Origin of the sequence: Streptomyces sp. NPDC056948, assembly GCF_042674225.1 — a bacterium.
Taxonomy (GTDB): Bacteria; Actinomycetota; Actinomycetes; order Streptomycetales; family Streptomycetaceae; genus Streptomyces; species Streptomyces purpurascens.
The window spans coordinates 1-12,356 of record NZ_JBHUQX010000054.1; the positions used below are offsets into that span (position 1 = coordinate 1).

Consider the following 12,356-nt stretch of genomic DNA (forward strand, 5'->3'; position numbering starts at 1 on the left):
GTCTCCGCCTGGGCGCTGTACGGCGCCCGGACGCCGTCCGGCAGCGGCGGCGGCGGGCGCGGTCCCGGTGACGACCGGCCGCTGTTCTCGGCCAACTGCCCGCCCGTGATCGCCATGGGCGAGCACGACGAGTGCGTACGGGAGGTGCAGCGCCTGCTGCACGCCAAGGGCGCGGACATCGGCGTCGACGGCAGCTTCGGGCCGCAGACCCTGCGCCGCATCACCGCCTTCCAGGTGCTGGCCGGGATCCAGCCCAACGGCGTCGTCGAGGAACCCACCAAGAAGGCGCTGTACGCCTCACGGGTCCGGATGAGCGTGTGGTCGCAGGAGAAGGTACGGCAGCGGGTCCGCGAGGTGTTCCCCGAGGTGCCGGACAAGGCGGTGGCCATCGCCGACTGCCAGTCCTTCCTGGACCCGCTGCACATCCTCCCCAACACCAACGGCACCCGGAACTGGGGCCTGTTCCAGATCTCCGACGCCCGGCTGCGCGAACTGGGCGGTACCCCGCGTCAGGCCCTGGACCCGGAGTGGAACATCCAGGCCGCAAGACGGCTGTGGAGCCGGGACCGCGACTTCGGCGACTGGCCGCACTGCGCACGGGCCGCCGGAGCCACACCCCTCACAGCGACACCGACACCGCGTTGAACGTCGTCTCCGGCGTCTGCGGGCTGGTGAAGCGGGCGTTGACGAGATAGAGGCGGTCGCCGAAGCGGGCGGCGGTGGTGGGGACGTCGAAGCGGGGGTCGGTGATCGTCCTGCGCAGGGTGGCCGTGGTGGCGTTCTGGTCGAGGTCCCAGACGGTGATCTTGTTCAGGCGGTTCTGGACGACGTACAGGGTGCGACCGAGACGCACCAGGCCGTCGCCGTTGGCCACGTCGGCCCCGCCCACCAGCGCGACCCTGGTGGCGTGACCGGTCCGGATGCCGACGGTGTACAACTGGCCCGCGTTGACGACGATCAGGCCGCGTCCGTCGGGGGTGGAGACCAGGCCGTTGGCGCTGTTGGTCCCGCCCGGTGCCTGCACCCATTCGCCGGTGAGCGGGAGGGAGCGGACCTCGCCCCCGCGGCCGCGCGGGACGCCGTGGAGGACGGCGTCCCGGGAGTCGGTGAACCACGCGCGGTCCCGGTGCAGGACGACGTCGTTGATGAAGGGGGCGGCGTTCCGGGTGAGCTGGTACGTGGTCAGCAGCTCACCGCTGCGCGCGTCGACGACCTTCGCGGTCCCTCCGGCGCCGCCCGCCACGTACAGCAGGCCGTCGCGGTCCAGCTTCAGACCGATCAACGCGAGGCCGGTGGCGCCCTGGTGCAGGACCCCGCCCTCGCCGGTGCGCAGATCGGTGCGGTAGATCGAGCCGTCGGCACGAGAACCCATGTACGCGTACGGCCTGCTCCCTGTGGTGATGCCCTCGGGGAGCCACCCGTCGGGCAGCGGGAACTGGCTCGGCCAGGCGGCGGCCCCGGCCCCGGGCGCGGCCTGCGCCGTGCCGGTGCCGGCGGCCACCGCGAGTGCGGCGACGGCCCCGCCGAGGACGGTCCGCCGGGACGGCTGGAAGTGGTTCCGAGTCATGATCGCGCCTCCGTGGGAGGGAAGGTGGGGGTGAGCCTCGATGAAACGCGAAGTACCCCGTGAACCGAACCCGGTTGGCGAACTCGACAGGAACCCGACAGAAGAAACAGCGGAAACGGAAGAATCAGAAGAGACAGAAGAAACACCCCTCCGGAAGAGGGGTGTCTCAGTCCGGCACTCCTACGCGGTGCGCACCTGGTACGCCGTCACACGTACCTCCTCGTCGTCCAGGCACTGCCCGGACGCCAGGTCGAAGCGCTGCTTCAGCAGCGGCGAGGCGACGAAGGGGCGGCCCTGGTGGGTGCCCGTCAGGCCGCGGGAGAGGACGGCCGCGCCGGTGAAGGGGTCGCGGTTGTCGATGGCGAACAGTTCGCCGGAGCGGTCGCGGAAGATCGCGGCCTGGTGGCCGTCCGGCAGCAGTGCCGCCACCCCGCGGCCCGGGAGCAGCGCGCTCAGGTCGCAGACCGTGAACCAGTCCCCGTCCAGGGCGAGTTCGATCTTCAGCTCGGTGGTCTCGAGTGCCAGGGTCATCGCTGGGCGCTTCCTTCCAGAACGTCGGCGGGTCGCATACCGATGGACAGCAGCGGCAGGTCGGGCTTCATCTGGTCGCGCTCGGGCACGAAGGCGACGACCGGGTCCGGGGTGTCCGGCGCGTTCACGAAGGACACGAACCGGGCCAGCTTCTCGGGGTCGTTGATGGTCTCGGCCCACTCGTCGCGGTAGTACGCGACGTGCGCCCGCATCAGCTTCTCCAGCTCGTCGCAGATGCCGAGCGAGTCGTGGACGACGACGTCCCGTACGTGGTCGAGGCCGCCCGGGATCCGCTCCAGCCAGGTCGAGGTGCGCTCCAGACGGTCGGCCGTACGGATGTAGAACATCAGGAACCGGTCGATCAGGCGGATCAGTTCGGCGTCCGACAGGTCCTGGGCCAGGAGGTCCGCGTGACGCGGGGTCGCGCCGCCGTTGCCACCGACGTAGAGGTTCCAGCCGTTGGCCGTGGCGATCACGCCGAAGTCCTTCGACTGGGCCTCCGCGCACTCGCGCTGGCAGCCGGAGACCGCCGACTTGAGCTTGTGCGGCGACCTGAGACCCCGGTAGCGCAGCTCCAGGTCGATCGCCATGCGGACGGAGTCCTGGACGCCGTAGCGGCACCAGGTCTGGCCGACGCAGGACTTCACCGTGCGCAGCGACTTGCCGTAGGCGTGTCCCGACTCGAAGCCGGCGTCGACCAGGCGGGCCCAGATCAGCGGGAGCTGCTCGACGCGGGCGCCGAACATGTCGATCCGCTGACCGCCGGTGATCTTCGTGTAGAGGCCGAAGTCGCGGGCGATCTCGCCGATGACGATCAGCTTCTCCGGGGCGATCTCGCCGCCGGGGATACGCGGTACGACCGAGTAGGAGCCGTTCTTCTGCAGGTTGGCCAGGAAGTGGTCGTTGGTGTCCTGCAGCGAGGCCTGCTCGCCGTCCAGGACGTAGCCGCTCGCGCCGATCGCCGGGGCGAGGGAGGCGATGATCGAGCCGACGGCCGGCTTGCAGACCTCGCAGCCGTTTCCGCCCCGGGCCTCCTCGCGGCCGTGGCGGTCCAGCAGGTCCTGGTAGGTGGTGATGCGCAGGGCGTGGACGATCTCGTAGAGCTCCTCGCGGGTCTGCCCGAAGCAGCCGCACAGGCCCTTGTCGACCTCGATTCCACTGGCCTCCAGCTCGGCGTTGACGAGCTGGCCGAGGACCTTGACGCAGGAGCCGCAGCCGGTGCCGGCCTTGGTGCACTTCTTCACCTCGGGCACGGTCGTGCACTGGTGGTCGGTGACCGCGCCGCGGATCGTGCCCTTGGAGACGTTGTGGCAGGAGCAGACGATCGCGTCGTCCGGCAGCGCGGACGGGCCGAGCTGGACGGACTCCCCGGCGCCGGCGGGCAGCACGAGCGACTCGGGGGAGACCGGCGGGACCGAGCCGGTGAAGGCCTTCAGCGTGCCGTACGCGTCCGCGTCGCCGACCAGGATGCCGCCGAGCAGCGTGCCGTCGCGGCCGATGACCAGCTTCTTGTACAGGCCGGAGCGGGAGTCGGAGTAGACGACGTCCAGGCAGTCCTCGGCGGTGCCGTGCGCGTCACCGAAGGACGCCACGTCCACGCCGAGCAGCTTCAGTTTGGTGGACAGGTCGGCACCCGTGAAGGACGCCTCGTCGGCGGCGATCGTCGCGGCGGCCGTCTCCGCCTGCTCGTAACCGGGCGCTACCAGGCCGTACACGCGGCCGTCGGAGGCCAGGGCGCACTCGCCGATCGCGAACACGTGCGGGTCGTTCACCGTGCGGCACTGCTCGTCGACCGTGATGCCGCCGCGCTCGCCGACCGTCAGACCGCAGTCGCGGGCGAGCTGGTCGCGGGGGCGGACACCGGCGGAGAACACCACCAGGTCGGTGGCGAGTTCGGAGCCGTCGGACAGCTTCATGCCGGTCACGGCGCCGTCCTCGCCGACCACGACCTCCTGCGTGCCCACGCCGGTGTGGACGCTCAGGCCCATCTCCTCGATGGTGCGCAGCAGGGCCGCGCCGCCGCCGTCGTCGACCTGCACCGGCATCAGGCGCGGCGCGAACTCCACGATGTGGGAGGTCAGTCCGAGGCCCTTGAGGGCACCTGCCGCCTCGAGCCCGAGCAGACCGCCGCCGACCACGGCACCCACCTGGGCGTTCTTCGCGTACTCCTCGATCGCGAGCAGGTCCTCGATCGTGCGGTAGACGAAACAGCCCTCGGCGTCCTTGCCCGGGACCGGCGGCACGAAGGGGTAGGAGCCGGTGGCCAGGACCAGCACGTCGTAGTCGACGACGAGACCGGAGCGGGCGGTGACCCTGCGGGCCTCCCGGTCGACCGTCTCGGCCGGGTCACCGATGTGCAGCTCGATGCCGTGGTCCTTGATGAACTCCATGTCCGTCATGGACAGGTCCTCGGGCGTCCTGCCCGCGAAGTACGAGGTGAGCTGGACGCGGTCGTACGCCGGACGCGGCTCCTCGCAGAGCACGACCACGCGGTGCGTGGCGGTCAGGCCGCGCTCGGTGAGCGCTTCGAGGAAGCGCTGGCCGACCATGCCGTGGCCGACGAGCACGATCGTGGGGGTGGCCTCCGTGGCCTCCGGGGTGGCGGTCATCAGGAGCCTCCATCGTTGGTGAGCAGGTGGAGCAGCGGGCCGCCGTCGGAGGGGAGCGGCTCTGCTCCCTCCCAGGCGCGGGCGAGCGCGCCGACGGTGCCGAGTTCGCCGACGAGAACCCCGCCGACCAGGCGGTCGTCGCGGACGACGACCTTGCGGTAGGTGCCGCGCGTGGCGTCGGCGAGCTGGACGACGTCGTCGCCCGGGAGCGCCTCGGTCTCGCCGAACGCGGCGAGGTCGAAGGGGCTGTCGTGCCCCGTGAGCGTGAGACGGGTCAGCGAACGCGTGCCGGTGTACCGGGCGGTCGCGTCACCGGCCAGCGACTCCGCGAGAGCGTCGGCCTGTTCGAGCGCCGGGGTGGCGAGGCCGTAGATCACGCCGTCGTGCTGGGCGCAGTCGCCGATCGCGTGGATGTACGGGTCGGAGGTGCGCAGCTCGTCGTCGACGACGACGCCCTTGCGGACGTCGAGCCCGGCGGCCTGCGCCAGGCCCACGCGCGGGTGCACACCGCAGGCGACGACCACCAGGTCGGCGTCGAGCGCGTACCCGTCGGCCATCTCCACCGAGCGGACGGCACCGCCGACGCAGCGCACGTCCCGTACGCGGCACTCGGTGTGCACCTCGACGCCCAGTTCGGTCAGGTGCCGCTTGACGAGCTTCGAGGCGGCCGGGTCGAGCTGGCGCTCCATGAGCCGCTCGGACTGCTGGGCGAGCACGACCTGGGCACCGCGCAGGGCGAGCGCGCGGGCCGCGGAGACTCCGAGGAGCCCGCCGCCGATGACGACCGCCTTGGCCCCCGGCCGGACCGCCTTGGACAGGCCCAGGCAGTCGTCCATGGTCCGGAAGGCGTGCACGCCCTCGGGCAGTTGGTGGTCCTCGGTGAACAGCCCGCGCAGCGGCGGCAGTACGGGGTTGGAACCGGTGGCCAGCACCAGCCGGTCGTATGCGATCACCGAACCGTCCGCGCAGGCGACGGTCCGCCGGTCGCGGTCGATGCCGGTGACCCGGCCGCGGGTCAGCTCCGCGGGCGCGGGCAGGGCGATCACCTCGGGGCTGTACCGTCCGGCCAGCACCTCGGCGAGCAGCACCCGGTTGTAGGGCCGGTGCTCCTCCTCGCCGATCAGCAGCGCGGGCGTGCCGAGCTCACCGAGCCGCCGGGCGAGCCGTACGCCCGCGAGGCCGGTGCCGATCACCACCACACGCTCATTCGAGGTCATGTCCTTGAGCGTGCGGTGCCGGTGTTACCCGGCAGCATCACATCTGTTTCCCACGGGGAACGCTGCCCTCAGCGGGGGCCGGGGGCGGATGTGAGGGTTCCCGAAGTGCGGCGACGGCGGGCTGTGAGGGGCGCGCAGGGCCTCGCATAGGGTCTCGATCATGCCCGACATATCGCTGACCATGATCGTCCTGCTGTGCCTGGCGGCGCTCGCCGCCGGGTGGATCGACGCCGTGGTCGGCGGCGGAGGGCTTCTGCTGCTGCCGGTCCTGCTGCTCGGGCTGCCGTCCCACACGCCCGCCGCGCACGCGCTCGGCACCAACAAGGCGGTCGCCATCGTCGGCACGACGGGCGCGGCGGTGACATACGCCCGCAAGGCGCCGGTGGACGTGAGGACGGCCGTGCGCATCGGTCTCGCTGCCCTCGCCGGATCGTCCGCGGGGGCCTTCTTCGCGGCCGGGATGAGCACCGAGGTCCTCAAGCCGGTGATCATGGTGGTGCTGCTCGCGGTCGCCGCCTTCGTGATCCTGCGGCCCGCCTTCGGTACGGCCCCCGCCACCGGCCCGGCCACCCGCCGCCAGATCCTCGCGGCGATCGGCCTCGCGGGCCTCGGCATCGGCTTCTACGACGGTCTCATCGGCCCCGGCACCGGCACCTTCCTGGTCCTCGCCCTCACCGCCGTCCTCCACCTCGACCTCGTCGCCGCCTCAGCGACCGCCAAGATCGTCAACTGCTGCACCAACGCGGGCGCGCTGGCGACCTTCGCCTGGCAGGGCGCCGTCCTGTGGCAACTGGCCGCCCTGATGGCCGTCTTCAACCTGGCGGGCGGCACCCTGGGCGCCCACACCGCCCTGAAGAAGGGCAGCGGTTTCGTCCGCGTGGTGCTGCTGACGGTGGTGTTCGCCCTGGTGGCGAACCTGGCGTACGAGCAGTGGCTGGCCTAGGAGCCCTGTAGGGGCGCGGGGAACTGCGTGACCGGGCGCGCGTGCGGTCGTGTTCGGCCGGGTGTGAATCTGGCGTACGAGCAGTGGCTGGCCTAGGAGCCCTGTAGGGGCGCGGGGAACTGCGCGACCGGCCACGATGGTGCCGCGGACGAACGGCGGCACATCGCGGCGCTTCCGGCGGAGTGCTCGGCGCCGGAGGCGGGGCCTGGCACGCGCGTCACTCGCGTCGACCGGCGCGGTCGGCGGCGAGGCGGGCCTCGAAGCCGTCGAGGAGGGACCGGAGCCCGAACTCGAAGGTGCTGTCGGGCGCCGCGGCGTACTCCGTGGCGGCCTTGGTGCCGAGGCGTTCGCGCAGGCGCGGGAACCGCAGAGCGGTCTCGGTGGCGCGGGCCACGGCGTCGGCCATCAGCTGCTCGGCGTCCGCGCCGTTCCTGCCCAGCCGGCGGTTGAGCGAGACCTGGGCGGCGGGGCCGAGCGTGCTGCCGAGCACGAAGGTGAACACGGAGCCGGCGGCCCGGTCCGCGTCGGCGGCTGCGAAGCCCGCCTTCTCGTAGACGGCCAGGGTGAAGTCGTTGTACCGGGACTGGCCGGGTCCGTACAGGAGATGGCTGCCGAACGCCTGGACGAGCCAGGGGTGCCGGGTGAGCATCGCGTGCATGCCGTCGGCCTGGGCGGCGGCGGCCGTGCGCCAGTCGGTGGCGTCGAGGTCGGGCAGCTCGACCTCGTGCCAGACCGTGTCGCTGGCGAGCCGGACCAGGTCGTCCTTGGTCTTGATGTGCCAGTAGACGGCCGTGGCGGCCGAGCCGAGCCGTTTCGCCAGGCTCCGCATATTGAGGCCGTCCAGCCCCTCTTCGTCGAGCAGCTCGATGGCCGCGTGAACGATCCGGTCTGCGGTGAGTGTGTCTCGCGGCATGACCGCCACCCTACTTGCACTTAGTTCATGAAGAGCCTTGCACTTTGTTCAAGTCCTGCCTACGCTCTCACTCGTACTTAGTTCAAGTGCCCGGAGGGGGAGCCATGTCGCAGGAGAAGCTGTCGGAGTTCGTCACCACGCAGGCCATGGAGTTCGGCGTCCCAGGTGTCGCCGTCGGGGTGCTCCTGGACGGTCAGGAGAGCTACGCCTCGCATGGTGTGACCAGTCTCGGCAACCCGCTGCCGGTCGACGAGAAGACGCTGTTCCCGCTGGCGTCGGTGTCCAAGACCTTCACGGCGACCGCCCTGATGCGTCTGGTCGCCGAGGGGAAGGTGGACCTGGACGCCCCGGTGCGGCGCTACGTGCCCGAACTGAAGCTGGCCGACGAGCAGGCCGCGGAGCGGATCACCGTCCTCAACCTGCTCAACCACACCGCGGGCCTCGACTGGAACCTGATCGACGACGGCGCGGGCGACCGCTCCCTGGCCGGGCTCGTACGGAAGCTGCCCGCGCTGCCGCTGATCGCACCGCCCGGGGCCCGGGCCTCGTACAGCCAGGCCGGATACAACCTGGCCGGCCGTGTCGTCGAGAAGGTCACGGGCCTGCCCTTCGAGCAGGCCATGGACTCGCTCCTCCTGGAGCCGGTGGGCCTGCGGGACACCGTGTACGGACTGTCGGAGGTGATGGTCCGCAAGTACGCCGTGGGCTACAACCGCGGCGACGACGGCGAGCTGCGAGCGGCCCGCCCCTGGGGAGCCTTCAAGGAGGGCGCCCGGGCCGACAACCCCGGCGGCGGCCTCGCCTCCTCGGTGAGCGACCTGCTCCGCTGGGCCCGCTTCCAGCTCGGCGACGGTGACGGCGTGCTGCCCGCCGCGGAGCTGCGTCGCATGCGGGAGCAGACGGTCGCGCTGCGCGGCAGCACGCTCGGCGACGGCTTCGGCATCTGCTGGTTCGTCCACGACTTCGACGGCCTGCCCGGCATCGGCCACGGCGGCTCGGGCAACGGCCACTTCGCCGAGCTGCTCATCGTGCCCGAGCGCGACTTCGCGGTGGTCTCCCTGTCCAACGTCGGCCCGGACGGCTACCCCTTCAACCAGTCCGTCGTGCGGTGGGCGCTCGAGCACCATCTCGGCGTCGTCGAGAAGCCGGTGGAGCCGCTCCCGTACGACGAGGGACGGGCCCGGCAGGTCGCCGGCCGCTACGAGATCGACGCCATGAACCTCGACCTCGCCACCGACGGCACCCGTCTCACCCTGGCGGTCGGCATCAAGCCGGAGATCCGCGAGGCATCGGACCAGGAGATGCCGCCGGACTACCCGGCCGCGGACATCGGCTTCCTCCCCGGCGACAGCGACGAGTACATCGTCACCGAAGGCGGCCTCAAGGGGCAGCGCGGCTACTTCTCCCGCGACGCGGGCGGCGCGGTCACGGGCATCGACCTGGCGGGGCGGCTCTTCAAGCGGGTGCCGGGGGCGTCCTGAGCCGGCGGCCGCGGCAGGGGTGGACCCGGACGGCCGTTCCCTGCCGCGACCGTCGGGTGGGTCGTTTCTGTGCACCGGCGGCGGCCTCCTGAGGCAGGTCGCCGGTCGACCGACGCCGACCGCCGGGGCGGCGCGAGCGGTCGGGCGATCCCGGCCGGTCCCGAGGCGGTGCATCACCGCCCGGAGCAGGGCGACGCATCGCCACCCGCTACGAGGAAGCCGCGCCCCCATGTCCCAGCAGCTCGACGATCCCCGTGCCGTCCTCATCGCCGTGCCCCTGGGCGAGTCGCCGCTCCATCAGCGCCATGTACGGGGTCAGCAGCTCCGGGCTGACCCGCTGCTCCTCGGCCGTGCGCAGCAGTGTGGTGTTGCCCGCGACCTGCATCGCGAGGTTGGAGACGACGTTGCTGGTGTAGTCGCCGCTCTCCAGTTGGTCGGCGGTCTGGTGCACGGCCGGGGCCATCGCGGTCAGCCACTCCATGAGCAGCGGCGCGAAGTCCTTCGGTGCGATGTCCTCCGGGCGGATCAGCGCGAAGGCGTGCGTGATGCCCGCGAACATGCCGCTCATCGCGCTCAGCAGTGCCACGTCGTGCAGCGCGGCGAAGCCCGGGTCGGCCCCGACCCAGCGGGCCCCGGCCGGGACGGCGAGGGTGTCCCGGTGCTCCTCGAACAGCTCGGGAGAGCCGCTGTAGAAGACGTAGCCGCCGGAATCCGCGGCCCCGATCATCGGCGGTACGGCCATGATCCCGCCGTCCAGGAAACGGGCGCCGTGGGCCTGGGCCCAGGCGGCGCGGGTGCGGCCCTGGGCGGGCGTTCCGGTCGTGAGGTTCACCAGGTCCCGCCCCGCCAGGTCGGCCCCTTCCAGGGCTTCGCCGACGGAGGCGTCGTCGAGCAGGCAGGCGATCACAAGGCGGTTCGCGGCCACCGCCTCGGCGGCACTCGCGGCCACTGCCGCGCCCTCGGCGGCCAGAGCTTCGGCGCGGGCGGGGGTGCGGTTCCAGACGGTCACCTGGTGACCGGCGGCGAGCCAGGCGCGGGCCAGGGCGGTGCCCATCGCTCCGGCGCCGAGGAGGGTGAGGGGCGTGCGGGAAACAACGTCGTTGTCAGTCATGGCGTTTAGGGTCGTCGGAAGGGAACGGCCTGCTCAAGTACGTACTTGGAAGTGGGTGGTTACCCCGGGGGAAGCGTGCAGGCAGCAGGGGAAGGGGCTCGGGCATGGGGACGGCAGGGCGGCGGCCGGGTGCGTACATCTGCGGGATCGACGCCGCGATGGACATGATCGGCGGCAAGTGGAAGGTGCTCATCCTCTGGGCGCTGAACGAGCGGCCCTGCCGCTTCGGCGAACTGCGCCGGGAGCTGCCGGGCGTCACCGAGAAGGTCCTCGCCTCGCAGCTACGGGAGATGGAGGCCGACGGCCTGGTGCATCGCGAGGCCTACGACGAGGTGCCGCCCCGCGTGGAGTACTCGCTGACGTCGCGGGGCGTGAGCCTGAACGAGGCACTGGAACCCCTGGGGGCCTGGGGGAGGGCCAACATCCTGGGCGGGTCACCGGCTCCCGGTCAGGTGCGCGAAGACGACGACGTTGCCCTGATAGCCGGTGGCCCGTGAGTAGCCGCCGCCGCAGGTGATGACCCGCAGCTCGGGGCGGCGGGCGGGGCCGTAGACCCTCTCGTCGGGGAAGTCCTTCGCGGCGTACGCCTCGACGGCGTCCACGGTGAACACCGCGACCCTGCCGTCGCGCCGGTCCACCTCGATCGTGCTGCCCTTGGTCAGGGCGCCCAGGCCGTAGAAGACGGCGGGGCCGTCGGCGTTGTCGACATGGCCGGCGACGATCGCGGTGCCCCGCTCACCTGGGGTGGTGCCGGCCTCGTACCAGCCGGCGAGGTTCCCGCGCGCGGCGGGCGGTGCGTCCAGGCTGCCGGTCTTCGTCAGGCCGAGCCCGGTCAGGGGCGCGTTCACGCGGATCGCCGGGATGCGGATGCGGTCGGGCGGCGAGGGCGGCAGCGCGGGCGCGGCATGCCGCTCACCTGCCCGGCCGACCTGTCCGGCCCGGCCCTCCTGCCCGTCCTGCCCGTCCTGGCCCGTGCGGGCCTGTGTGATGGACGGCTGGGGCGGTGCGTGTGTCTCGGCTCCGTTGCGCAGCAGCCACGCCCCGGAGCAGAGGGCGAACACCGTGACGGCCGCCATGGCGGCGTTGGCCGGGTTGCCGAACGTGTTGCCGTATATGCGGAATCTGCGCATGGCGGGCCCTTTCCTGATCTGCCCTCTGCGTTCCAGGAGCCCAGCGGGCCCCGTACCCCCCTCCGGGCCGCGAGGGGCGTCGGACCCGGAGGGGGAGGGGACATGCGGTACCGGCGACGGACAGCGGAGGGTGTCCGTCAGATCCCGTCGCCTCTCGCCCGGCGATGCAGGAGCCAGGTACCGCCCGCGGCGGCGACGGCGAGGGCCGCCACACCGGCCGCGGTCTGCACGGGATCGGGGCCCAGTGCGCCGCCGACCCCCGTCTTCACACTCCCCCTGGGATGCACCTGCTGGCGCACGGACGTCAGCGTGACCACCAGGTCACCCGTGACCCGCCGGCCGCTGCCGGTGCACGTCGCGGTGATCTCGTACGTCCCCGGCTGCGCGCTCGGCGGCACCCTGAACCGCCCGGTCGTGTCCTGGTCGTCCGGGCCCGGTGCCAGGCTGAGGGAACCGGCCCCGACCGCGCTGGCGTCACCCGTCGCCGTGCCGCCGTCGCCGCAGGCCGCCGTGCGCACGGTGACCTGGCCGCCCGGGACCACCGAGGAGGGGGAGACCTCCAGGCCGCCGGCGGCGCCGTACGCGGGGGCGGCGGCGAGGGCCGCTGCGGCGACGGCGAGCGCGGTGCCGGTCAGCGGCCGGGCGGTACGTCGCATCGGTGCTCCTTCGAGCGGTTCGTTCGTGCACCTGCCCTTCCGAGGTAACGGGCAGCGCGGCGACCGCGCTTTCTGAGGGGGCGTCAGAATTGGGGTGAATGGGTGTCAGGGGCGTGTGGCCCGACGGCCTCCCGGGGGGTGTTTTGGCAGGTCAAGGGCGTTTCGATGAGCGGGCGCCGGAAAAGCCTGACGAGCGCG

The 12,356-nt window shown here is 72.1% G+C and carries 12 protein-coding genes; 4 read left to right on the forward strand and 8 right to left on the reverse strand.

Annotated features, from left to right (window positions below):
* Nucleotides 1-645 (forward strand): peptidoglycan-binding protein (locus ACFTZL_RS09755; RefSeq protein ID WP_382580003.1); only part of this gene is annotated, 645 nt, incomplete at its 5' end.
* Here ACFTZL_RS09755 and ACFTZL_RS09760 read toward each other — a convergent pair.
* From ACFTZL_RS09760 to ACFTZL_RS09775, 4 genes are all read right to left on the reverse strand, one after another.
* The gene (locus tag ACFTZL_RS09760) at nucleotides 620-1,567 is read right to left on the reverse strand and encodes an SMP-30/gluconolactonase/LRE family protein (protein ID WP_382580004.1); all 948 of its coding nucleotides are present in this window, start codon (nucleotides 1,565-1,567) and stop codon (nucleotides 620-622) included. The two genes, ACFTZL_RS09755 and ACFTZL_RS09760, sit on opposite strands and share 26 nt — an antisense overlap.
* A gap of 180 nt (nucleotides 1,568-1,747) precedes the next feature.
* Nucleotides 1,748-2,098: a nitrite reductase small subunit NirD gene (nirD, locus tag ACFTZL_RS09765; RefSeq protein ID WP_382580005.1), complete on the reverse strand. Its 351-nt coding sequence runs from the start codon at nucleotides 2,096-2,098 to the stop codon at nucleotides 1,748-1,750.
* A complete protein-coding gene (gene nirB / locus ACFTZL_RS09770) occupies nucleotides 2,095-4,707 on the reverse strand; it encodes a nitrite reductase large subunit NirB (RefSeq protein WP_382580006.1) in 2,613 nt (870 codons plus the stop codon). The genes nirD and nirB overlap by 4 nt, the downstream gene beginning before the upstream one ends.
* Nucleotides 4,707-5,924 carry an NAD(P)/FAD-dependent oxidoreductase gene (locus ACFTZL_RS09775; RefSeq protein WP_382580007.1) on the reverse strand — a complete coding sequence of 406 codons (1,218 nt, stop codon included), beginning with the start codon at nucleotides 5,922-5,924 and terminating at the stop codon, nucleotides 4,707-4,709. Before ACFTZL_RS09775 ends, nirB begins: the two co-directional genes overlap by 1 nt.
* A 160-nt stretch (nucleotides 5,925-6,084) precedes the next feature.
* Here ACFTZL_RS09775 and ACFTZL_RS09780 point away from each other — a divergent pair, with 160 nt between their 5' ends.
* Entirely contained in the window at nucleotides 6,085-6,867 is a 783-nt protein-coding gene (locus ACFTZL_RS09780) for a sulfite exporter TauE/SafE family protein (protein WP_382580008.1), read from the forward strand.
* A gap of 217 nt (nucleotides 6,868-7,084) precedes the next feature.
* Here the strand turns inward: ACFTZL_RS09780 and ACFTZL_RS09785 are convergent, their stop codons facing one another.
* Entirely contained in the window at nucleotides 7,085-7,780 is a 696-nt protein-coding gene (locus ACFTZL_RS09785) for a TetR/AcrR family transcriptional regulator (RefSeq protein ID WP_382580009.1), read from the reverse strand.
* A 104-nt stretch (nucleotides 7,781-7,884) separates the two neighbouring features.
* Here ACFTZL_RS09785 and ACFTZL_RS09790 point away from each other — a divergent pair, with 104 nt between their 5' ends.
* Nucleotides 7,885-9,261, forward strand: coding sequence for a serine hydrolase domain-containing protein (locus ACFTZL_RS09790; protein ID WP_382580010.1), 1,377 nt, complete (start codon nucleotides 7,885-7,887; stop codon nucleotides 9,259-9,261).
* A 208-nt stretch (nucleotides 9,262-9,469) separates the two neighbouring features.
* Here ACFTZL_RS09790 and ACFTZL_RS09795 read toward each other — a convergent pair whose 3' ends face one another.
* On the reverse strand, nucleotides 9,470-10,372 hold the full coding sequence (locus ACFTZL_RS09795) for an NAD(P)-dependent oxidoreductase (RefSeq protein WP_382580011.1): 903 nt from the start codon (nucleotides 10,370-10,372) through the stop codon (nucleotides 9,470-9,472).
* Nucleotides 10,373-10,476: 104 nt separating this feature from the next.
* Here ACFTZL_RS09795 and ACFTZL_RS09800 point away from each other — a divergent pair, with 104 nt between their 5' ends.
* The gene (locus ACFTZL_RS09800) at nucleotides 10,477-10,869 is read left to right on the forward strand and encodes a winged helix-turn-helix transcriptional regulator (protein ID WP_382580012.1); all 393 of its coding nucleotides are present in this window, start codon (nucleotides 10,477-10,479) and stop codon (nucleotides 10,867-10,869) included.
* Here the strand turns inward: ACFTZL_RS09800 and ACFTZL_RS09805 are convergent.
* A complete protein-coding gene (locus tag ACFTZL_RS09805) occupies nucleotides 10,807-11,502 on the reverse strand; it encodes a class F sortase (protein ID WP_382580013.1) in 696 nt (231 codons plus the stop codon). The genes ACFTZL_RS09800 and ACFTZL_RS09805 overlap by 63 nt on opposite strands.
* Nucleotides 11,503-11,639: 137 nt before the next feature.
* Nucleotides 11,640-12,158, reverse strand: a complete 519-nt coding sequence (locus ACFTZL_RS09810) for a hypothetical protein (RefSeq protein WP_382580014.1) — start codon at nucleotides 12,156-12,158, stop codon at nucleotides 11,640-11,642.
* Nucleotides 12,159-12,356 lie beyond the last annotated feature (198 nt).

Excerpts from the sequence above, each read along its gene's own strand:
- ACFTZL_RS09785 (WP_382580009.1), bottom strand. The coding sequence starts at position 7,780 with ATGCCGCGAGACACACTCACCGCAGACCGGATCGTTCACGCGGCCATC.
- ACFTZL_RS09800 (WP_382580012.1), top strand. The coding sequence starts at position 10,477 with ATGGGGACGGCAGGGCGGCGGCCGGGTGCGTACATCTGCGGGATCGAC.
- nirD (WP_382580005.1), bottom strand. The coding sequence starts at position 2,098 with ATGACCCTGGCACTCGAGACCACCGAGCTGAAGATCGAACTCGCCCTG.
- ACFTZL_RS09810 (WP_382580014.1), bottom strand. The coding sequence starts at position 12,158 with ATGCGACGTACCGCCCGGCCGCTGACCGGCACCGCGCTCGCCGTCGCC.
- ACFTZL_RS09795 (WP_382580011.1), bottom strand. The coding sequence starts at position 10,372 with ATGACTGACAACGACGTTGTTTCCCGCACGCCCCTCACCCTCCTCGGC.
- ACFTZL_RS09790 (WP_382580010.1), top strand. The coding sequence starts at position 7,885 with ATGTCGCAGGAGAAGCTGTCGGAGTTCGTCACCACGCAGGCCATGGAG.
- ACFTZL_RS09780 (WP_382580008.1), top strand. The coding sequence starts at position 6,085 with ATGCCCGACATATCGCTGACCATGATCGTCCTGCTGTGCCTGGCGGCG.
- nirB (WP_382580006.1), bottom strand. The coding sequence starts at position 4,707 with ATGACCGCCACCCCGGAGGCCACGGAGGCCACCCCCACGATCGTGCTC.
- ACFTZL_RS09760 (WP_382580004.1), bottom strand. The coding sequence starts at position 1,567 with ATGACTCGGAACCACTTCCAGCCGTCCCGGCGGACCGTCCTCGGCGGG.
- ACFTZL_RS09805 (WP_382580013.1), bottom strand. The coding sequence starts at position 11,502 with ATGCGCAGATTCCGCATATACGGCAACACGTTCGGCAACCCGGCCAAC.
- ACFTZL_RS09775 (WP_382580007.1), bottom strand. The coding sequence starts at position 5,924 with ATGACCTCGAATGAGCGTGTGGTGGTGATCGGCACCGGCCTCGCGGGC.